Origin of the sequence: Nocardioides sp. 1609, from assembly GCF_004522105.1 — a bacterium.
Lineage (GTDB): Bacteria > Actinomycetota > Actinomycetes > Propionibacteriales > Nocardioidaceae > Nocardioides.
Genome location: NZ_SPUJ01000004.1, coordinates 161,983 through 180,707, shown reverse-complemented (window position 1 = coordinate 180,707; position 18,725 = coordinate 161,983). Strand labels below are relative to the sequence as shown.

At 75.0% G+C, this 18,725-nt stretch carries 21 protein-coding genes; 8 read left to right on the top strand and 13 right to left on the bottom strand.

Annotation, left to right across the window (positions count from 1 at the left end; translation table 11 throughout):
- Positions 1–228 precede the first annotated feature (228 nt).
- The 3 genes from E4623_RS11240 to E4623_RS22975 all read right to left on the bottom strand — a co-directional run bounded on the left by E4623_RS11240 (position 229) and on the right by E4623_RS22975 (position 4,071).
- On the bottom strand, positions 229–1,341 hold the full coding sequence (locus E4623_RS11240) for an FUSC family protein (protein ID WP_134766638.1): 1,113 nt from the start codon (positions 1,339–1,341) through the stop codon (positions 229–231).
- Positions 1,342–1,399: 58 nt separating this feature from the next.
- On the bottom strand, positions 1,400–2,392 hold the full coding sequence (locus tag E4623_RS11235) for an aldo/keto reductase (protein ID WP_134766637.1): 993 nt from the start codon (positions 2,390–2,392) through the stop codon (positions 1,400–1,402).
- A 113-nt stretch (positions 2,393–2,505) separates the two neighbouring features.
- Positions 2,506–4,071 (bottom strand): hypothetical protein, encoded by a 1,566-nt coding sequence (locus tag E4623_RS22975; protein ID WP_209020634.1) that lies wholly within the window; start codon positions 4,069–4,071, stop codon positions 2,506–2,508.
- 47 nt (positions 4,072–4,118) lie between these two features.
- On the opposite strand from E4623_RS22975, the gene E4623_RS11225 reads away from it, so the two are divergent.
- Positions 4,119–5,117, top strand: coding sequence for a 2-dehydropantoate 2-reductase (locus E4623_RS11225; protein ID WP_348537291.1), 999 nt, complete (start codon positions 4,119–4,121; stop codon positions 5,115–5,117).
- 107 nt (positions 5,118–5,224) lie between these two features.
- On the opposite strand, the gene E4623_RS11220 is transcribed toward E4623_RS11225, so the two are convergent.
- The 4 genes from E4623_RS11220 to E4623_RS11205 all read right to left on the bottom strand — a co-directional run bounded on the left by E4623_RS11220 (position 5,225) and on the right by E4623_RS11205 (position 8,401).
- Positions 5,225–6,439 (bottom strand): GAF domain-containing sensor histidine kinase, encoded by a 1,215-nt coding sequence (locus tag E4623_RS11220; RefSeq protein ID WP_134766635.1) that lies wholly within the window; start codon positions 6,437–6,439, stop codon positions 5,225–5,227.
- A gap of 130 nt (positions 6,440–6,569) precedes the next feature.
- Entirely contained in the window at positions 6,570–7,376 is an 807-nt protein-coding gene (gene yidC / locus E4623_RS11215) for a membrane protein insertase YidC (RefSeq protein WP_134766634.1), read from the bottom strand.
- A gap of 81 nt (positions 7,377–7,457) precedes the next feature.
- Positions 7,458–7,763 (bottom strand): hypothetical protein, encoded by a 306-nt coding sequence (locus E4623_RS11210; protein WP_134766633.1) that lies wholly within the window; start codon positions 7,761–7,763, stop codon positions 7,458–7,460.
- 53 nt (positions 7,764–7,816) lie between these two features.
- A complete protein-coding gene (locus tag E4623_RS11205; RefSeq protein WP_134766632.1) occupies positions 7,817–8,401 on the bottom strand; it encodes a hypothetical protein in 585 nt (194 codons plus the stop codon).
- Positions 8,402–8,563: 162 nt separating this feature from the next.
- Between E4623_RS11205 and E4623_RS11200 the strand changes: the two genes are divergently transcribed.
- Positions 8,564–9,898, top strand: coding sequence for a protealysin inhibitor emfourin (locus E4623_RS11200; protein ID WP_134766631.1), 1,335 nt, complete (start codon positions 8,564–8,566; stop codon positions 9,896–9,898).
- A 53-nt stretch (positions 9,899–9,951) separates the two neighbouring features.
- Here E4623_RS11200 and E4623_RS11195 read toward each other — a convergent pair whose 3' ends face one another.
- Positions 9,952–10,992: an NAD(P)-dependent alcohol dehydrogenase gene (locus E4623_RS11195; protein ID WP_134766630.1), complete on the bottom strand. Its 1,041-nt coding sequence runs from the start codon at positions 10,990–10,992 to the stop codon at positions 9,952–9,954.
- A gap of 92 nt (positions 10,993–11,084) precedes the next feature.
- Between E4623_RS11195 and E4623_RS11190 the strand changes: the two genes are divergently transcribed.
- Entirely contained in the window at positions 11,085–11,702 is a 618-nt protein-coding gene (locus E4623_RS11190; RefSeq protein ID WP_134766629.1) for a TetR family transcriptional regulator, read from the top strand.
- Between the two features lie 11 nt (positions 11,703–11,713).
- Here the strand turns inward: E4623_RS11190 and E4623_RS11185 are convergent, their stop codons facing one another.
- Positions 11,714–12,460, bottom strand: a complete 747-nt coding sequence (locus tag E4623_RS11185) for an SDR family oxidoreductase (protein ID WP_134766628.1) — start codon at positions 12,458–12,460, stop codon at positions 11,714–11,716.
- A gap of 96 nt (positions 12,461–12,556) precedes the next feature.
- On the opposite strand from E4623_RS11185, the gene E4623_RS11180 reads away from it, so the two are divergent.
- From E4623_RS11180 to E4623_RS11160, 5 genes are all read left to right on the top strand, one after another.
- A complete protein-coding gene (locus tag E4623_RS11180; protein ID WP_134766627.1) occupies positions 12,557–13,030 on the top strand; it encodes an Rrf2 family transcriptional regulator in 474 nt (157 codons plus the stop codon).
- Positions 13,031–13,074: 44 nt separating this feature from the next.
- Positions 13,075–14,481: a mycothione reductase gene (locus E4623_RS11175; protein ID WP_134766626.1), complete on the top strand. Its 1,407-nt coding sequence runs from the start codon at positions 13,075–13,077 to the stop codon at positions 14,479–14,481.
- Positions 14,482–14,581: 100 nt separating this feature from the next.
- Complete coding sequence (locus E4623_RS11170) at positions 14,582–15,637, top strand: phosphotransferase family protein (protein ID WP_245155030.1); 1,056 nt, start codon at positions 14,582–14,584, stop codon at positions 15,635–15,637.
- A gap of 5 nt (positions 15,638–15,642) precedes the next feature.
- The gene (locus E4623_RS11165) at positions 15,643–16,320 is read left to right on the top strand and encodes a nitroreductase (protein WP_134766625.1); all 678 of its coding nucleotides are present in this window, start codon (positions 15,643–15,645) and stop codon (positions 16,318–16,320) included.
- A gap of 7 nt (positions 16,321–16,327) precedes the next feature.
- Positions 16,328–17,089: an enoyl-CoA hydratase-related protein gene (locus E4623_RS11160; protein WP_134766624.1), complete on the top strand. Its 762-nt coding sequence runs from the start codon at positions 16,328–16,330 to the stop codon at positions 17,087–17,089.
- Positions 17,090–17,115: 26 nt separating this feature from the next.
- Here E4623_RS11160 and E4623_RS11155 read toward each other — a convergent pair whose 3' ends face one another.
- From E4623_RS11155 to E4623_RS22610, 4 genes are read right to left on the bottom strand one after another with little or no spacing between them, the layout of a single operon-like run.
- Positions 17,116–17,589, bottom strand: coding sequence for a DUF3817 domain-containing protein (locus E4623_RS11155; RefSeq protein WP_245155029.1), 474 nt, complete (start codon positions 17,587–17,589; stop codon positions 17,116–17,118).
- Positions 17,586–18,257, bottom strand: coding sequence for a phosphoribosylformylglycinamidine synthase subunit PurQ (gene purQ / locus E4623_RS11150; RefSeq protein WP_134766623.1), 672 nt, complete (start codon positions 18,255–18,257; stop codon positions 17,586–17,588). Before purQ ends, E4623_RS11155 begins: the two co-directional genes overlap by 4 nt.
- Positions 18,254–18,508, bottom strand: a complete 255-nt coding sequence (purS, locus tag E4623_RS11145; protein WP_134766622.1) for a phosphoribosylformylglycinamidine synthase subunit PurS — start codon at positions 18,506–18,508, stop codon at positions 18,254–18,256. The genes purQ and purS overlap by 4 nt, the downstream gene beginning before the upstream one ends.
- A 10-nt stretch (positions 18,509–18,518) precedes the next feature.
- Entirely contained in the window at positions 18,519–18,689 is a 171-nt protein-coding gene (locus E4623_RS22610) for a hypothetical protein (protein WP_167736579.1), read from the bottom strand.
- Positions 18,690–18,725: the final 36 nt, after the last annotated feature.

Here is an 18,725-nt window from a genome sequence, read left to right as displayed (position 1 = left end):
ACCTGACGACGGCGCGTGCACCCACCGTCGGGGTGGTACGCACGACTGAGACCCCCCGACCGCGGGCGGGAGAGGAGCCTCAGACGAACTCCGGACGACGGAACGTCCCACCGGGAGTCGGGCGCCACGGTGCCGGCTGCGTGAGCCTGCGGCGGCGCCGGCTCGACGGTAGCTCCGGACGGCCCCCAGGACCACCACCCGCAGGTGTGACCGCGTCCGCGCCGGGCCTCAGCGGGGCGGCGGGGGCAGCGTGTCGGTGGCCTCGAGCTGCTCCATCCCGGTCAGCATCAGCAGGTCGGCGACGACCGAGCGGATCTGGGCGAGCACGACGTCGGCGGTCATCTCCTCGGACCGCTCGACCGCGCCCGAGCCGGCCCCGACGGCGAGCAGCGCGGGGCGGGCCGCGGTCGCCTGGCGGTTGGCCCTGAGCTCGGCGACGCAGATGTCGACGGCGCCGGCGAGCTCGTCGGCCAGGACGGCGTACGAGTGCGGCACCGCGATCTCGTGGTAGGCCGCGACCGTCACCTGACGCACCAGCACCCGGGTGCTGCGCAGCGCGCGGTCGAGCGGGTCCACGAGGTCGGCCATCATCCGGATCCCGGAGCGATGTCGCACCCGGAACGGCGAGGAGGTCGCGACCGCCATCCCCTCGTCGGCGGCGGCCTCGAGCCGGCGCACGAGGTGGTCGGTCGAGCGGGCGTCGGCGAGCAGCGCGAGCGCGCGCTCGGCGTCGCCGTCGACGAGCACGGCCGCCGACCCGCGCAGCAGCTCGGCCACCTTCTCCAGGACCGCGGCGGCCTGCTCGCGCGGGCGGCGCAGCGGTGCGGCCGGGACGACGGTCGCCGCGACGAGCGCGACCGCCCCGCCGATGAGGGCGTCGGTCCACCGGGTCAGCGACGCGCCGGTGCCCGGCACCAGCGCGGCCACGAAGAGCCCCTGGATGGCGGCCTGGTTGATGAACAGGGTGCCGGCGTCGAGCATCACCGCGGCCGTCATCGACAGGCCGACGACGAGCGCGATCTGCCAGGCCCCTGAGCCGAGCCCGGCGACGAGGAGGTCGCCGAGGAAGACGCCGATCGCGACGCCGGCCGTCACCTCGACCACGCGACGCAGCCGCTGGGCGTACGACGTCCCGAGGCTGACCACCGCCGCGATCGGCGCGAACACGGGGACGTCGTGGCCGAGCACGTCCTTGGCGAGGAACCAGGCGACGCCCGCGGCGACCGCGCACTGGGCGATCTGCCAGCGCTTGTCGCGGAACCGCTGCCGCCGCGCCGCGAAGGACCGGCGGCCGCGCCGCCGTGCCTTGCCGATCGGGGCGGCGAACGGGGACGCCTCCATGGGGCCGATCCTGTCAGACCGCCCGGTCCGGGCAGGTCACCAGCAGCTCACCGGCGACTCACCAGCGGTCGTGGATGGCGGCGCGGAAGTGCTCGTCGTAGATCGCCCGGACGCCGTCGAGCACGTCGGCGGGCAGCGGGCCGACCGAGCCCGCGGCGGCGTTGGCGGCGGCCTGGGCGGCGTCGCGTGCTCCGGGGATGACGCTGCTGACGCCCGGCTGCTGGCAGACCCAGGCCAGGGCGGCCTGGGCCGGGGTGAGGTCGAGCCCGGCGCCGGCGACCAGCGCGGAGAACTCCTGCGCCGCAGCCACGCCGGTCTCGAAGTCGACGCCCGAGAACGTCTCGCCGACGTCGAAGGCGCTGCCGTCGCGGTTGTAGGTGCGGTGGTCGTCGGCGGCGAAGGTGGTGGTGCGGTCGTAGCGGCCCGACAGCAGCCCGGAGGCCAGCGGCACCCGCGCGATGATCGCGACGCCGGCCTTGGCGGCCGCCGGCAGGACGACGTCCAGCGGCTTGAGCCGGAAGGCGTTGAGGATGATCTGGATCGAGGCGACGTGCGGCCGGCGGATCGCCGCGAGCGCCTGATCGACGGTCTCCACGCTGACGCCGTACGCCGCGATCGAGCCGTCGGCGACGAGCGCGTCGAGGGCGTCGTAGGTGGCGTCGTCGTCGACCGTCGCCGACGGCGGGCAGTGCAGCTGGACGAGGTCGAGGGTGTCGACGCCGAGGTTGGCCCGGGACTGGTCCACCCAGGTGCGGAAGTTCTCGGCGCTGTAGTTCTCGGGCAGCTGCTCGACCGAGCGGCCCATCTTGGTGGCGACGGTGAGGCCGGCGTCGCGGTGCTCGGCGAGGAACCGGCCGATCACCTGCTCGCTGCGCCCGCCGCCGTACACGTCGGCGGTGTCGAAGAAGGTGACGCCTGCCTCGGCGGACGCCTCGAGCACGGCGCGGGCGTCGTCCTCGCTCACCTCGCCCCAGTCGGCTCCGAGCTGCCAGGTGCCCAGCCCGACGACCGACACCTCCCGACCGGTGCGACCCAGGGTGCGTGTCTCCATGCGCCCCAACGTAGCGGTCGGGGTCCGCGGGGCCGTCCGAGCGCCCGGCGGCGACGGTCGCGGCCGTTCGGGCTGCCGATCCGGTCGGTCCGCGACACGACCGGCCGCGACGATCACTCGGGCGAGGTCGGGGCCGGGTCGGGAGCGGGGGCCGGCGCCGGGGCCGGGTCTGGAGCCGGGTCCGGCGTCGTCGGAGCCGGCGCGGGCTCGGGAGCCGGGGCCGGGGTGGTGGTCGGAGCCGGGGTGGGCTCGGGAGCCGAGGTCTGGGCCGGGTCCGGCGCCGTCGGAGCCGGGGTGGGCTCGGGAGCCGTGGTCGGGGCCGGGTCCGGCGTCGTCGGAGCCGGGGTGGGCTCGGGCGCCGGGGTCGGGGCGGCGGGAGCCGCGTCGGCCGGACGTGGGCCGCGGCCGCGGCCGCGGCGCGACCCGCCGGACTTCTCGCCCTGGCCGGACTTCTCGCCCTGGCCGGACCTCTCCCCCTGGCCGGACCTCTCCCCCTGGCCGGGCCTCTCGCCGCGCCCCGCCCTCTCGCCGCGGCCGGGTCCGGCGCCGCGGCCGGGGCGCGGGCCGCGGCCGTGCGCCTGGCCGGGACCCTGCGTCTGGGTCCGCGGCTCGGAGCCACCGAGGAAGAGGTCGGCGGAGCCGAGGACGAGCGGGCCGGCGAGGGCCTCGGGCGAGAGCCAGAGCCGGCCGAAGGCGTCGTCGTCGAGGACCGGGACGGCGACGCGGACGTCGGTGACGTCGACCTGGTGGTCGAACATCTCGAGCACGGTCGGGTCGATGTCGCGCAGCGAGGCGACGACGTCGGCGACCGTGCGCTTGCGGGCCGAGACCAGCCGGTGCGCCAGCGCGTCGATCGACGACGAGGAGCGGCCGCGCGGACGCTGGCCGGTGTCGAGCTGGTGCATCGCGGCGCCGAGCGCGTCCAGCGCGATCTCGAAGACGTCGGTCCACCCGTCGGCGCGCAGCACGACCTGCTGGGGCTCGTTGCGCCCGCCCTTGCGGGCGAGCTCGTCGCGGCTGCGGCGGTGCGGCCGGGTGAGCGCGACGGGGACGTCGACCCACGACCCGCCCGCGGCCGGGGCGGCACCGATCGCGACGGCGGTGACCCGGCCCGCGGCGAGGACGAGCGCGTCGGCACGGGTGAGCTGGCGCCGGTCGAGCCGGCTGAGGTCGGAGCGGTGCTGGCCGGTGGCGACGCCGTCGACGACGGCGGTGACGGTGCTCGAGGAGCGGGCCGACGCCCAGAACTCCTTGTCGGAGGACGGCACCCGGTCGAGGCCGAGCGCGACCATCACGAGCGGCTCGCGCCCGGTGACGCCGAGCCGGCGCAGGGCGTCACGCAGCGGGTCGACGGCGGCCGGGACACCGGCGTTGACGGCCTCGATGACCGAGAGCCGGAACGCCTGGGCCGAGAGCCCGACGTGCGGGCCGAACAGCCGGGCGACGTCGCCGAGCGTGGCCTGCTCCGCGTCGACGTCGGCCGATCCCGCGACGTGGGCGGACAGGACGGCGGCGACGGCGAGGCGGACGACCTGCTGCGTCGTCCAGTCGCGCGGGCTGGTGGTCCACTCCCCCGAGCTCTTCTCGGCGAGCAGCGCCAGCTGCCGCTCGGACGGGCGGGGCGGCACGCCGAGCCTCCGTGCGGGCAGGATCAGCTCACGGGACATCGACTCGGCCATGGCGAGAACCGTAGGCCATCTGCCGTCGCCCCCGGTCGCCACTGTCCGTGAGATCGTCACTGTCCGTGAGGGTGTGCATCGTGGGAGCCGGCGCGATCGGCGGATGGATCGGGACGCGGCTGGCGGCGTCGGGTGCCGCGGAGGTGAGCGCGCTCGCGCGCGGTGCCACGCTCACGGCGCTCGAGACGCACGGCTGGCGACTCGACCAGGACGGCGCACGGGTGGGTGCCCCGGCCCGCGTGTCCGCGAGCACGGCCGACCTCGGGGAGCAGGACGTCGTCGTCCTGGCCGTGAAGGCGACGGCCCTCGAAGCGGTGGTCGGCCGCCTGGAGCCCCTGCTCGGCGCCGGCACCGTGGTGCTGCCGTTCCTCAACGGCGTGCCGTGGTGGTTCACGCACGGGAGCGACCTCGGCCCGCTGGAGAGCGTCGACCCGGGCGGTCGGATCGCCGCGGCGGTGCCGTTCGAGCGGGTCCTGGGCGGCGTCGTGCACGCCAGCTGCGCCACCGTCGAGCCGGGCCTGGTGCACCACAACCTGGGCAACGGGCTGATCGTCGGCGAGCCCGGGGGCGGCCCGTCCTCGCGCGTGGACGCCGTCGCCGGCGTCCTGACCGCGGCCGGCTTCGACGTCACGTCGAGCACCGACGTGCGCCGCGACGCCTGGTACAAGCTCTGGGGCAACATGACGATGAACCCGGTCACCGCGCTGACCGGCGCGACCGGCGACCGCGTCCTCGACGACCCGCTCCTGCGCGGGCTCTGCTCCGCCGCGATGCTGGAGGCGCAGCGGATCGGCGCCCTCGTCGGCTGCCCGATCACGGAGACGCCCGAGGACCGGCACGTCGTCACCGCCCGGCTGGGCGCCCTGCGCACCTCGATGCTCCTCGACGTCGAGGCCGGCCGGCCGCTCGAGCTCGACGCGCTGATCGGCGCCGTCCACGAGCTCGGCCGCCGACTCGACGTCCCGACGCCGGCGATCGACGCCATCTTCGGGCTGACCCGCCTCTTCGGACGGGTCCGCGGCCTCTACCCCGACGGGCGCGCCTGACCGACGTCGCGACCGGGCGGCCCAAACCTGAACCTGGGGGCCGGGGCAGCGGCCCCCCAGTTCAGGTTTCCCCGGTCGACCGGGGAAATCCCGCCGCCGGGGACCGCTCAGCTGGCGGTCAACCCCGCCCGGCGGGGCAGCCGGACGCGCACCGTCGTACCGCCACCGGGGGTCTCGTCGAGACCGATCGTGCCGTGGTGGGCCGCCACGACCCGCCGGCAGGTCGCCAGGCCCAGCCCGGAGCCGGGGACGGAGTGGTCGAGGCGCTCGTGGACGGCGAAGACCCGGTCGCGGTCCTCCGGCGGGATCCCCCGCCCGTGGTCGACGATCTCGAGCACCCAGCTCTCGTCGTCGCCGTCGCCGTCGACGTGGGCCTGCACCTCCACCGGCCCACCCCCGGCGTGCTTGGCGACGTTCGCGAGGAGGTTCTGCAGGAGCAGCCGCAGCTGGAGCGCGTCGGCGTTGACCGACGGGAGGTCGCCGACGCCCACCGGCACGTCGGCGAGGGCCGGGACGTCGTCGAGCACCGACGTGACCAGGTCGACCACGTCGACGTCGCGGACGGTCAGCTCGCCGCCGACGACGGAGTAGCGCAGGACGTCGCGCACCAGCACCGACATCCGCGAGACGCAGCGGTGGGCGCGCGAGAGGAGCAGTCGCATCGTGGCGGCGTCGGGGGTCTCGGCGGCGCACGCGTCGTCGAGCATCTCGAGCGTGCCCGAGAGGGCGCCGATCGGGTTCTGCAGGTCGTGGCTCACCTGCGCACCGAGGGTCTCGAGGTGCTCGTTGCTGCGCTCGAGCTCCGAGACCAGGCTCGAGGCCTCCAGGACGAGCTCGCGCTGGGCGATCTCGGCCGAGCAGGCCGCGGCCAGGTCGGACAGGTTCTCGAGGTCGACGACGCTCCACGCCCGCGGCTCGCCGTCGATGGCGCACAGGGAGCCGATGACCTGCCCGTGGCTGTTGGTGATCGGCCACCCGGCGTAGGCGATGACCCCCAGGATCGGGATCGCGAGGTTGTCGGCGAGGCGTGGCTCCTCGCGCGCGTCCTCGATGATCAGGGGCTTCTCCTCCGCCACGACGTACTTGCAGAACGAGTGCGTCAGCGGCGTCTCGCGCTCCTCCTGCCAGGGGTCGGGCAGGCCGAGGGCGCCGGGGAAGACCTGGCGGTAGTCCTCGACGATGCTGACGAGGCCGACCGGGACGTCGAGGCTGCGGCGCACCAGCCGGGCGTAGTGGTCGAAGGAACCGAGCTCGGGGAGCACGTCGAGGCCGGCCACCTGGGGGGCGGGATCCGGAGCTGCCGTGCGTGCCTGGGGGGACATGGGGCACAAGATACGTGGGCGGGTGCAGCCGCGTGGCCGAAGTCGGCGGCAGGGCGCCGTCCGCGTCCTCGGACCCGTCGCCGCACCACCGGCGAGCGCCCGTCGCCCGGGTGCGGTCGGTCCGGTCCGCTCAGACGGGGGCCGCCTCGACCTTGCGCAGCGCGGCCGGCGAGCCCGGCGTCGGGAACCAGCGCCACACGACGGCGGACTGGCCGAGCGTCCACGTGGAGTTGGCGACCCAGTAGACGAGCAGGGCCACCGGCACGACCCCGCCGGCGAACAGCATCCCGCCGGCCGAGAGCACCGGCATCATCCGCTGGGCCGTGGCCATCGCCTCCGGCAGGTCGGCGGTGACGATGGTGGGGGCGACCAGGTAGCGCTGGGTGACGAACGACAGGGTGGCCGCGGTCAGCGCGAGACCTGCGACGACGGCGAGGTGGCCGGGACCGGCGCCGGCGTAGCCCCGGTCGGCGAGCGGGACGCCGGCGAGGGTGGCGTGACCGAGCGAGGAGACCAGGTCGGAGCCCATCGCGCCGACGGCCGTGCCGCGGGCGACGTTCGACATCAGGTGGTAGAGCCCGAGCCAGATCGGCAGCTGGACCAGCAGCGGCAGGCACCCGAGCCGCGACATGCCGTGCTCGGCCGCGATCGCGCGGCGCTCCTCGGTGAGGGCACGCAGGCTGTCGGCGTCGCGCTGGCCCTGGTAGCGGGCGGAGAGCGCCTTGAGGGCCGGCCGGGCGCGGGCGGTGGCGTGGGCGGACCGGACGCCGTGGACGACGAGCGGCAGCAGCGCGCACCGCACGACGAGGACGACGGCGGCGATCGAGAGCACCCAGGTGGCGCCGGCGTCGGGGCCGGCGCCGAGAGCGGTCAGGCCGGCGTGGGCGCCGGAGACGACGACGGCGAGGGCGTGCTGGACTGGTTCGAGGACGGACATGGTGGCTCCTGGAGGGACGAGCGGGGTGGGTGGACGCCTCTGCTCGCCTCGTCGATCACCGAGCGGGATCGAGAGGGAGCGTCAGTCCGTTCCAGGAGCGCGTGGGCGCAGCGGGTGGTGCACCGGGTCGGTGACCCGGCTGGTCAGCGCGACGGGCGGGACCCGTCGCGTGGCCGTGGCGATCGCCGTCGTGCGCAGCTGCACGACGCCGGACGCCGCCGAGCCGCTGGCGAGCGCCGCCGCCGCGAGGGCGACGACCGCCAGGGCCACGGTGGCCGAGGTGTCGGTGGTCGCCGCGATCGACGGGACGACGAGCGCGAACGCCGCCGCGAGGGCGAGCGCCAGCGTCGCGCGCAGCTGCGCGATCACCGAGGTCGTCCCGCCCATGCCGCGATGCTACGTCACCCCGGCCGCCCCGGGCGTCCGGCGGTGGCGACCCCTCAGCCCCGGGCGACCCACGGCGTGAAGCTGCGGGGCGCACCGAGCCAGTCGACGACGGCGTCGCCGCTGCCGTCGGACTTCGTGCCCGACGACGTCACCGCGACGCGGACGTCCTCGGGGTTGCCGAGGGCGGCCCGTGACATCCGCATCACGACGCGGTCCTGGCGGTAGTCCAGCGTGAGCCCGTAGCTGCCCTCGACCGGGTCGCCCCAGGTGCGGCGGTTGAAGCCCTCGGTCTCGAGGAGCTGGTAGTCGGTGCCCTCGAAGTAGCCGCCGACCAGGACGCGCTCCGGGCCCTTGTCGGCCGGGTCGGTGTCGAGGAAGACCGCACCGCCCGAACCGGACGCGGGGTCGCGACGCAGGTTGGTGTGGGTGGTGACGACCACGACCCTCGTCTCGAGGTTGCGCACCTCGACGGAGCGCAGGTCGGAGCCGTGGGCGGTGTCGCGGGGGTCGGTGACCCCGATGCTCTCGGCCGACGCCGGCCCGGCGACGCCCAGCGTCAGCGCGGCGACCGACAGGCCGGCCGCGACGCCGATCGACCGGGCGGCGAGGGTGGTGGCGCGGAACGGGAGGGTAGGCATGGTGGTTCTTCCTTCACGGACGAGGACGGCCCGCGGGCCGGGGCCCCGAGGGGGCACACCACCAAGACGCGGGCCCCCGGCCAAAGGTTGCAGCACCGGGACGACGACGACCTGCGCACCCGACCCCTTGTGACTGTCGGTGGCCTGGGCGACGGTGGGCACATGTCTCGGACGCACTGCTTCCTCCCGCCGTACCTGCTCACCACGCTGGCGCGGACCCGCCCCGAGGTCGCCGCCCGCTGGGCGCAGACCCTCGCCGAGGACCGGCGGTTCCGCGCGGTCCGCGACGTGGGCGAGGCGAGCGGCGCCGCCGCCGCGACCGGGCCGGCGTGGGTCGTGCACACGGCCGGCGGAGGCACCACCTTGCCCGGCGACGTCGTCCGCTCGGCCGGTGAGCCCGAGGCCGGCGACCTCGCCGTCGACGAGGCCGCCACGGGCATCGCGGGCTCCCTCGCGCTGTTCGAGGAGGTCTACGGACGCCGTTCCTACGACGACCGCGGGGCCACGGTCTCGCTGAGCGTCCACTACGGCACCGACTACGTGAACGCGTTCTGGGACGGCACCCAGCTGGTCTTCGGAGACGGCGACGGCGAGGTCTTCGACCGGTTCACCAAGCCCGTCGACGTCCTGGCCCACGAGCTCACCCACGCGGTCACCGAGCACACCGCCGGCCTCGTCTACCAGGGCCAGTCCGGCGCCCTCAACGAGTCGGTGAGCGACGTCTTCGCCGCGTGCCTGAAGCAGCGGCTCCTGGGGCAGTCCCCCGCCGAGGCCGACTGGCTCATCGGCGCGGGCCTGTTCCTCCCGGGAGTCGACGCACGGGGCCTGCGCGACATGGCCGCCCCCGGCACGGCCTACGACGACCCGGCACTCGGCAGGGACCCGCAGCCGGCGCACCTGCGCGACTACGTCGAGACCGCCGACGACAACGGCGGGGTCCACCTCAACTCCGGGATCCCCAACCGCGCCTTCCAGCTCGCCGCGGTCGCGCTCGGCGGCTCGTCCTGGGAGCGCGCCGGTCGGGTCTGGTACGCCGCACTCACCGGCGGCGACGTCGGCCCGCGGGTGGACTTCGCGGGCTTCGCGGCGGCCACGATCGCCGCCGCCGAGCGGGTCGACGGGGTGCGCCCCGGTCCGGTCGCGCAGGCCTGGGCCGAGGTCGGCGTCTCCCCGGACGGCGCGGGGGCGCCGTCCCCCGCGCCGGCGCCCCCGCTCGGGGGCGGGCGGGTCGCCGTCCGGCGCAGCGGCGGGTTCGCCGGCCGCACGACGACCGGCGAGGTCGACCTGACCGGGGACGACGAGCGCGCCGGCGAGCTGCGCGACCTGGTCGGCCGCATCGACGTCCACGGCGTCGGCTCGAGCGCGCCGCAGCCCGACCGGTTCGTCTACTCCTTCGAGCTCGGGGACGCGCAGGTGACGGTGCCCGAGCAGGACCTCACCTCCGACCTGCGCCGGGTCGCCGACCTGGTGCTGGGCGACGGCGACCCGGACCGCTGACCCGACGCTCATGAGCCCCGGGGCCCGGGGCCCGGGCCCGGGGCCGGGGCCGGTCAGTCGAGGTCGCCGAGGTCGAGCACGAAGCGGTAGCGGACGTCGTTGCGTCCGAGCCGCTCGAGCGCGTCCGCGACCCGCCGCGACGGCAGCACCTCGACGTCGGCGACGATCCCGTGATCGCCGCAGAAGTCGAGCAGCTCCTGGGTGCGGGGGCGGCCCCCGCTCCCGGCCGAGGAGAGGCTCTTGCGGCCGACGAGCAGCGCCATCGTCTCGATCGTCACCGCGCCGAGGTACCCGAGCGAGCAGAGCGTGCCGTCGAGCGCCACGGTGGCGAGGTACGGCGTCAGGTCGTGTGCCGCCGACACGGTGTCGAGCACCAGGTCGAGCGAGCTCGCGGCTGCGGACATCGCCTCCGCGTCGCTCGACACGACCACCGTCCCGGCGCCGAGCGCCCGGGCGTCGTCGGCCTTGCCGGGCGAGGTGGTGAAGACGGTGACCGAGGCGCCGAGGGCCACGGCCAGCTTCACGGCGAGGTGGCCCAGCCCGCCAAGCCCGACCACCCCGACGCGGACACCGGGGCCGACGTCCCAGCGTCGCAACGGCTCCCAGACCGTGATGCCGGCACACAGCAGCGGCGCGACCGCAGCCGGGTCGAGACCGTCCGGGCGCCGGTAGACGAACCGCTCGGAGACGACCTGCTCGCGAGCGAAGGCGCCGAGGGTCGTCGAGCCGTCGACCCGGTCACGCCCCCCGTAGGTCAGGGTCGGGAACTCGGCGCAGAAGTTCTCCTGCCCGGCGCGGCACATCGCGCAGACCCCGCACGAGTCCACGATGTTGCCGACGGCGACCGGGTCGCCGACGGCGAGGTGGACGACGTCCGCACCGACGGCGACGACCTCGCCGACGAACTCGTGGCCGGGCACGACGGGGAACGCACCGGGGTCCCGGGCCTGGACGGCCTGCAGGTCGGTGTGGCACACGCCGCAGTGCGTCACGCGGACGGCGACGTCGTCGGGGCGCAGGTCGCGCCGCCGGATCGACACCGGCTCGAGTCCCGCACCGGGGGCGGCTGCGCTGAGGGCGGTCGTGGTTCGCATCGCATCTCCATCTACCAACTGGTTGGTTTGTTTCTTCGAGCATGGGCCACGGCCGACCACAAAGCAAACCGACCGGTTGGTAATCTGCGGCCATGACCGCACCGCCGACCGCGAAGGGCGAGGCCACCCGGCAGCGCATCATGGAGGCCGCGACGGCGGAGTTCGCCCAGCACGGCATCGCCGGGGCGCGCGTCGACCGGGTCGCCGCGGCCGCGCGGACCAACAAGGCCCAGCTCTACTCCTACTTCGGCAGCAAGGACCAGCTCTTCGACACGGTCTTCGCCGCCTCGATGCAGCACGTGATGGACGTCGTCCCGATCTCCGCCGACGACCTGGCCGACTGGGCGGTGCGGCTCTACGACGAGTACCTCGTGCGGCCCGACCTCATCCGGCTCGCGACCTGGGCGCGCCTGGAGCGGCGTCCCGCCGGGCACCTCATGGACGAGCGCATCGACGAGCCCAAGCTCGCCGCGATCGCGGCGGCACAGTCGGCCGGCGCGATCGACACCGGCGACACCGGCGACACCGGCGGCCCCGGTGGCACCCAGGTCGACCCGTTCGACGTGATGGCGATGGTGATCGCCATGTCGATGGCGTGGTCCCCGGTCAGCAACGTCTACGCCGCGACGGCCGACGAGCCCGCCCGGACCCACCGTCGACGGCGCGACTTCCTGCGCGACGCCGTCCGGCGGGCCTTCGCGCCCGACTGACGCCGCCGTCGTCACGGTCGCGCGAGCCACTCCTCGAGCGTCGTCGCGCCGGTGCGGTCCGGCGCACCGAGCGGCGCCAGCTGGCCGCCGCCGACGTCCGCCCCGAAGTACGTCGCCGCCTCGTCGACCACGACCGGGCGCGCGTCGCCGCGGGCGGCCAGGACGCGGGCGGCGACGTCGGACATCGTCGAGAGCTCCGGGCCGGCGACCTCGACGTACCCGTCGACCGGGGCCGAGGTGACGAGGTCGGCCAGCGCGTCGGCCACGTCGGAGGCCGCGATCGGCTGGAACGGCGCCGGCGGCAGGTGGACCTCGTCGCCGACCAGCCCGCCCTCGACGATGCCGTCCACGAACTCGAAGAACTGGGTCGCCCGCAGCACCGTGAAGGGCACGCCGCCCGCGGCGATGAGGTCCTCCTGCGCGACCTTGGCCCGCAGGTAGCCGCTGGCGGGCAGGTCCCGGGCCCCGACCACCGAGACCGCGACGTGGTGCCCGACGCCGGCCTCCTTCTCGGCGGCCAGCTGGTTCCCGGTCGAGGTGACGAAGAAGTCGAGGACGGGCTCGTCGTCCCAGACCGGCGAGTTCGTCACGTCGACGACCACGTCGATGCCCGCCATCGCCTCGACCAGGCCGGTGCCGGCGATCGTGTCGACGCCGGAGGCGGGCGAGGCGGGGGTGACCTCGTGGCCCGCGGCCCGCAGCCGCGGGGTGAGGAGGGAGCCGATGAGGCCGGTGCCGCCGATGACCAGTACGCGCATGTCGTTGCTTCTCTCGTGAGGTGGGGATGAACGTGGACACAACGTATCCACGTTTAACGTGGATGGCAAGAGTCCGCGTTCAGGTAGGGTGTCGGGGTGAAGCTGGCAGCCGGGGTCGAGTGGGCGCTGCACTGCTGCGTCGTCCTGAGCCAGGCCACCGCGCCGGTGCCCGGCGCTCGCCTCGCCGAGCTGCACGACGTCTCCCGGAGCTACCTCGCCAAGACCCTCCAGGCACTGTCGCGAGCCGGCCTGGTCTCGACCGCCGAGGGACGCGACGGCGGCTACCTCCTCGCGCGACCGGCCTCCGAGGTCTCCGTGCTCGACGTGGTCCGCGCCGTCGACGGCACCGAGCCGGCGTTCCGCTGCACCGAGATCCGCCAGCAGGGTCCCTTCCCGACGACCGGCGAGGCCTGCCTGACGCCGTGTGGCATCGCGAAGGTGATGCACGACGCCGAGCAGGCGTGGCGGAGCTCGCTGCGCCAGGTCAGCGTGGCCGACCTCGCGGCGTCGTTCGACGCGACGAGCGGCAGCGCCGCGCTGCGCCGGCTCAGCGACTGGCTCGCGGGCTGACCGCTCACCCGGGGGCAGGGGGCCGGGTCTGGCACGGTTCGCCCATGACCTCCACGCACTACGACCTCGTCGTCGTCGGCACCGGCTCGGGCAACACCATCGTCGACCGCCGCTTCGCCGGCTGGCGGGTCGCGATCGTCGAGCGGTGGACCTACGGCGGCACCTGCCTCAACCGCGGCTGCATCCCCTCGAAGATGTACGTCGCCACCGCCGACCGCGCCCACGACGCGGCGGACGGGGCGCGCTTCGACCTCAGCACGTCCTACGACGGCGCCGACTGGCCCGCGATCCGCGACCGGATCTTCGGCCGGATCGACCCCCTCGCCGCCGCGGGTCGCTCCTACCGCGAGGGCCAGGAGCACGTCGACGCCCTGGCCGGCACCGCCCGGTTCACCGGCCCGCGCGCGCTCACCGTCGACCTCGAGGACGGCGGCTCGGTCGACCTCACCGCCGACCACGTCGTGCTCGCGACCGGCAGCCGGCCGGTCGTCCCCGACATCCCCGGCCTCGACGAGGTCGTGCACCACACGAGCGACACCGTGCTGCGGCTCGAGAGCCTGCCGGACCGGGTCGGCATCCTCGGCGGCGGTTACGTCGGCGCCGAGCTGGCCCACGTCTTCTCCAGCCTCGGCTCCCGCGTGGTGCAGGTGGATGCCGCGGAGACCCTCCTCAAGCGCCACGACGCCGACATCGCGCGGGCGTTCACCGCCGAGGCCGCCGGGCGCTGGGACGTCCGCCTCGGGGTCGACCTCACCCGGGTGACCGGCCACGACGACGCCACCATCACGATGCACCTCGGCGACGGCAGCAGCGTCGACGTCGACGCCCTGCTGGTCGCCGTCGGACGACGCCGCAACAGCGACCTGGTCGACGTCGCCCGCGGCAGCGTCGACGTCGACGACCGCGGCCGCATCCTGGTCGACGAGCACCAGCGCACGAGCGCCGAGGGCGTCTGGGCGCTCGGCGACGCCTCCAGCCCCGAGCCCCTGAAGCACGTCGCCAACCAGGACGCGCGCGTCATCCAGCACAACCTGCTGCACCCCGACGACCTGGTCGTGAGCGACCACCGCTTCGTCCCGAGCGCGGTCTTCAGCCACCCCCAGGTCGCGGCGGTCGGTCTCACCGAGGCCCAGGCCCGCGACCAGGGCCTCGACGTCGCCGTCGTCCGGCACCACTACGCCGACATCGCCCACGGGTGGGCCCTGCGCGAGGACGACCCGGTCTCCGAGCACCACCAGGTCAAGCTGCTCGCCGACCGCAGCACCGGCCGGCTCGTCGGCGCTCACCTGATCGGCCCGCAGGCCTCGAACCTGATCCAGCCGCTCGTGCAGGCGATGAGCTTCGACCAGCCCGTCCGCGGCCTGGCCCGCGGCCAGTACTGGATCCACCCCGCCCTCGCCGAGGTCGTCGAGAACGCCTTGATCAGGCTGGAGGAGGAGCTCGACTCCTGACCCCGGGTTGACCCACCGGCGCCCCTACGTCACCCTTAACCGAACGATCGCTAGGTTTTTCGGACGGGCCGAGAGCGGCGGGCGCAGCAGAGGAGCAGACGTGACGACCAACGACCTGACCCCGGTCGAGCTGGAGGCGGTGGCCGGCGTGATGCGCGACGCCGGCGTCGTGCTCGAGCGTCCCCTCACCTCGCGGTTGATCGCGGGCGGCCGGTCCAACCTCACCTTCCGGCTCGACGACGGCGCCTCGGCGTGGGTGATGCGGACGCCGCCGCGCGCCGGCCGCACGCCGTCGGCGCACGACGTCGCCCGGGAGTTCCGGGTCGTCAAGGCGCTCGGCCCCACCGACGTCCCGGTCGCGCCCGCGGTCGCGGTGTGCGAGGACGAGAGCCTGCTCGGCGGCGCCTTCGCGATCTGCGGCTTCGTCGACGGCCGCGCGGTCCAGGCCCGCGACGAGCTCGAGGCCCTCACCGACGCCCAGCTCGACAGCACCGTCGTGGCGCTGTCGGAGACCCTGGCCGCCCTGCACCGCGTCGACCACGTCGCCGTCGGGCTCGAGCGCTTCGGGCGCCCCGACGCCTACGCCGAGCGCCAGCACAAGCGCTGGTCGGGCCAGTGGGAGATCGTCGGCACCCACCTCGACGACGACGTCCGCGACCTGGCCCGCCGGCTGTCGGCCCGGCTCGCCGACCGACTGCCCGAGCAGGTCTCGACCGGCGTCGTGCACGGTGACTACCGCCTCGACAACACCCTCGTCCGCTTCGGCGACGACCCCGGCGAGACCGTCACCGTGGCCGCGGTCGTGGACTGGGAGCTCTCCACCATCGGCGACCCGGTGGCCGACGTCGCCAACATGTGCGTCTACCGCGACCCGGCGTTCGACCTGGTCATCGGCTCCCCCTGCGCCTGGACCAGCGACCGGCTGCCCGACGTCGACGGCCTCGCCGCGGCGTACGAGAAGGCCGGCGGGGTCCCGCTGCGCGACTTCGAGCAGCACCTCGCGCTCGCCTACTACAAGCTCGCCGTGATCTCGGCAGGCATCGACCACCGCTTCCGCGCCGGTGCCGCCCACGGCTCCGGCTTCGACACCGCCGGGCAGGCGGTGCCCCTGCTCCTGGGGGCCGGCCTCGCCCGCCTCGCGGGCGTGGAAGGCTGAGGACCATGGAGTTCACCGACCTGATGGCCGAGCGCTGGAGCTGCCGGGCCTTCCGGCCCGAGCCGGTCGAGGAGGAGGTCCTGCGGGGGATCTTCGCGACCGCGCAGCAGACGGCGTCCTGGTGCAACACGCAGCCGTGGGGTGTCCACCTGCTCAGCGGCGACACCGCGCAGTGGTTCGGCAAGGAGCTCTCGGAGCACGTGGTGGCGAACGCGTCCCCCGAGCAGCAGAGCCCCGACCTCGACCTGCCCGCCGCCTACACCGGCGTCTACCAGCAGCGCCGTCGCGAGGCCGGCTACGCGCTCTACGAGAGCCTCGGCATCGAGCGCTCCGACCTCGGCCGGCGCGCCGAGCAGATGCTGCTCAACTACACCTTCTTCGGCGCCCCGCACGTCGCGGTCGTCACCTCCGACCGCTCCCAGGGCACCTACGGCGCGGTCGACTGCGGCGGCTACGTCGCCAACCTGATGAACGCCGCCCTCGACGTCGGCGTCGCCTCGATCGCCCAGGGCGCGATCGGGATGTACGCCGGCGCCGTGCGCGAGCTGCTCGGGCTCGACGACGACCGCGTCGTCGTGTGCGGCGTGTCGCTGGGTCGCCCCGACGAGGAGCACCCGGTGAACGCCTTCCGCACGAGCCGCGCCGCCCTCGACGAGCTCGTCACCGTCGTCGAGCGGCCGTGACCCCGACGTGAGCGCCGCCCCCGACGTCCTGGAGGTCGAGCGGGTCGGCGCCGTGCTGGTGCTGACGATGAACCGGCCGCGACAGCGCAACGCGCTCGACCGCGAGCTCACCGACGCCCTGTCGGCCGCCTTCGACCTCCTCGACGACGACCCGTCGCTGCACGTCGGCATCCTGGCCGGGCGCGGGCCGGCGTTCTGCGCGGGCACCGACCTGCACGAGCCCCGGAGCCCGGCCACCGACCGCGGCGGCGAGTACGGCCTGGTCCGGCGGCGCCGCGGCACGCCGGTGGTCGCGGCGGTCGAGGGGGCGGCGCTCGGCGGCGGCTTCGAGCTGGTCCTGGCCTGCGACCTGGTCGTCGCCGGCCGCGAGGCCCGCTTCGGCCTGCCCGAGGTGGCCCGCGGTCTGGTCGCGACCTGCGCGGGCCTCTTCCGGTCCGCCGACCGGCTGCCGCCCGCGATCGCGGCCGAGATGCTGCTCACCGGCGACCCCGTCGGCGCCGAGCGCGCTCACGAGGTCGGCCTGGTCAACGTGCTCGCCGAGCCCGGTCAGGCGCTCGACCGCGCCCACGACCTCGCCGCCCGGATCACCCGCAACTCCCCCGACGCCGTGTCGGCCTCGCTCCGGGCGCTGCACGACTCGCGCGGCCCGGCGGAGGCCGCGGGCTGGACCGCGACCGACCTCGCCATCGCCCGGATCGCCCGGTCGCCCGACCCCGCCGAGGGCATCGACGCGTTCTTCGAGAAGCGTCCGCCGCGCTGGGGTCGCTGACCCGGTCCGGCGATCGCGCCGTCGGGTCAGGAGCCGACGGGCGGACCGACGAGCAGCGCGACGCCGGTCAGGACGGCGACCGTGGCCAGGGCGGCGAGCAGCCCGCGGACCGGGTTGCGCAGCAGCCAGCCGACGGGGCGGTCCACGCCGCGCTCGGCGGGCCCGGTCGTGAGGCGCCAGGGTCCGAACGCGCCGCGGCGCTCGGCGAGCAGGTCGAAGACGACGGTGACGAACGGCGGGATCGCGGCGAGCAGGCCGAGCAGCGTCCGCCCGACCGTCCAGCGCTGGTCGACCGCGACGACGACCGTCGTGACGCAGTAGGCGACGAAGACGACGCCGTGCAGCGGGCCGAAGACCTGGACGCCGAGGTCGGTGGTCTCGGTGACCCGCTTGAGGACCATCCCCACGAGCAGCAGGGCCCAGGTGACCGCCTCCGCGACCGCGACGGTGCGGAACAGCCGCTGCGGCGTCGTCATCGGGGCGGGTCGTGGGGTGGTCACGAGGCGAACGCGGCGGCGGCGAGCGAGGTGAAGAAGCCGAGGCCGTCGGTGCCGGCGCCGGTGAGCGCCTCGACCGCGTGCTCGGGGTGCGGCATCAGGCCCACGACGTTGCCACGCTCGTTGGTGATGCCGGCGATGTCGCGCAGCGAGCCGTTGGGGTTCTGGTCGAGGTAGCGGGCGACGACCCGCCCCTCGCCCTCGAGCCGGTCGAGCGTGTCGACGTCGGCGACGAAACCGCCCTCGCCGTTCTTGAGCACGACCGTCACCTCCTGCCCGTCGGCGTAGGACGCCGTCCACGGCGTCGCGACGTTCTCGATGCGCAGGCGCTGGTCGCGGCAGACGAACCTCTGGTGGTCGTTGCGCACCAGCGCGCCGGGCAGCAGGTGCGACTCGCACAGGATCTGGAAGCCGTTGCAGATGCCGAGCACGGGCATCCCCCTCCCGGCGGCGGCGACGACCTCGGTCATCACCGGCGCGAAGCGGGAGATCGCACCGCAGCGCAGGTAGTCGCCGTAGGAGAAGCCGCCGGGCAGGACGACGGCGTCGACCCCGCGCAGGTCGTGGTCGCCGTGCCAGAGCGCGACGGCCTCGTGGCCGCCGATCCGGACGGCGCGCCGGGCGTCGACGTCGTCGAGCGAGCCGGGGAAGGTGACGACCCCGACCTTCACCGGGCGGAGTCCTCGACGCGGACGGTGAAGTCCTCGATCACGGGGTTCGACAGCAGCTTCTCCGCCATGTCGCGCACCTCGGCGAGGACGGCGTCGGTGACCTCGCCCTCGAAGTCGAGCTCGAAGCGCTTGCCCTGGCGGACGTCGGCCACGCCGTCGAACCCCAGCCGCGGCAGGGCTCCGAGCACCGCCTTCCCCTGGGGGTCGAGGATCTCGGGCTTGGGCATCACGTCGACGACGACCTTGGGCACGGGCCCGATCCTATTCGGCCCCGGCGTCCGCACCGTCGTCGGGCCCGTCGTCGGGCCCCCGGTCCGGCTCGGCCGCCGCGCTGTCGCCGTACGACGGCCCGACCGCGCCGTCGTCCTCGAACGCCCCGGCCTGCACGGCCATGGCCAGCACGGCGGCCGAGGCCGACAGGCCAGCGGTCACGAAAACTCGACGACGGCGACGGGGTTGACTCACCCC

What these genes read in the sequence shown, in the direction of transcription:
- E4623_RS11240 (WP_134766638.1), bottom strand. Translation starts at nt 1,341, where the DNA reads ATGGAGGCGTCCCCGTTCGCCGCCCCGATCGGCAAGGCACGGCGGCGC.
- E4623_RS11235 (WP_134766637.1), bottom strand. Translation starts at nt 2,392, where the DNA reads ATGGAGACACGCACCCTGGGTCGCACCGGTCGGGAGGTGTCGGTCGTC.
- E4623_RS22975 (WP_209020634.1), bottom strand. Translation starts at nt 4,071, where the DNA reads ATGGCCGAGTCGATGTCCCGTGAGCTGATCCTGCCCGCACGGAGGCTC.
- E4623_RS11220 (WP_134766635.1), bottom strand. Translation starts at nt 6,439, where the DNA reads ATGTCCCCCCAGGCACGCACGGCAGCTCCGGATCCCGCCCCCCAGGTG.
- yidC (WP_134766634.1), bottom strand. Translation starts at nt 7,376, where the DNA reads ATGTCCGTCCTCGAACCAGTCCAGCACGCCCTCGCCGTCGTCGTCTCC.
- E4623_RS11210 (WP_134766633.1), bottom strand. Translation starts at nt 7,763, where the DNA reads ATGGGCGGGACGACCTCGGTGATCGCGCAGCTGCGCGCGACGCTGGCG.
- E4623_RS11205 (WP_134766632.1), bottom strand. Translation starts at nt 8,401, where the DNA reads ATGCCTACCCTCCCGTTCCGCGCCACCACCCTCGCCGCCCGGTCGATC.
- E4623_RS11200 (WP_134766631.1), top strand. Translation starts at nt 8,564, where the DNA reads ATGTCTCGGACGCACTGCTTCCTCCCGCCGTACCTGCTCACCACGCTG.
- E4623_RS11195 (WP_134766630.1), bottom strand. Translation starts at nt 10,992, where the DNA reads ATGCGAACCACGACCGCCCTCAGCGCAGCCGCCCCCGGTGCGGGACTC.
- E4623_RS11190 (WP_134766629.1), top strand. Translation starts at nt 11,085, where the DNA reads ATGACCGCACCGCCGACCGCGAAGGGCGAGGCCACCCGGCAGCGCATC.
- E4623_RS11185 (WP_134766628.1), bottom strand. Translation starts at nt 12,460, where the DNA reads ATGCGCGTACTGGTCATCGGCGGCACCGGCCTCATCGGCTCCCTCCTC.
- E4623_RS11175 (WP_134766626.1), top strand. Translation starts at nt 13,075, where the DNA reads ATGACCTCCACGCACTACGACCTCGTCGTCGTCGGCACCGGCTCGGGC.
- E4623_RS11165 (WP_134766625.1), top strand. Translation starts at nt 15,643, where the DNA reads ATGGAGTTCACCGACCTGATGGCCGAGCGCTGGAGCTGCCGGGCCTTC.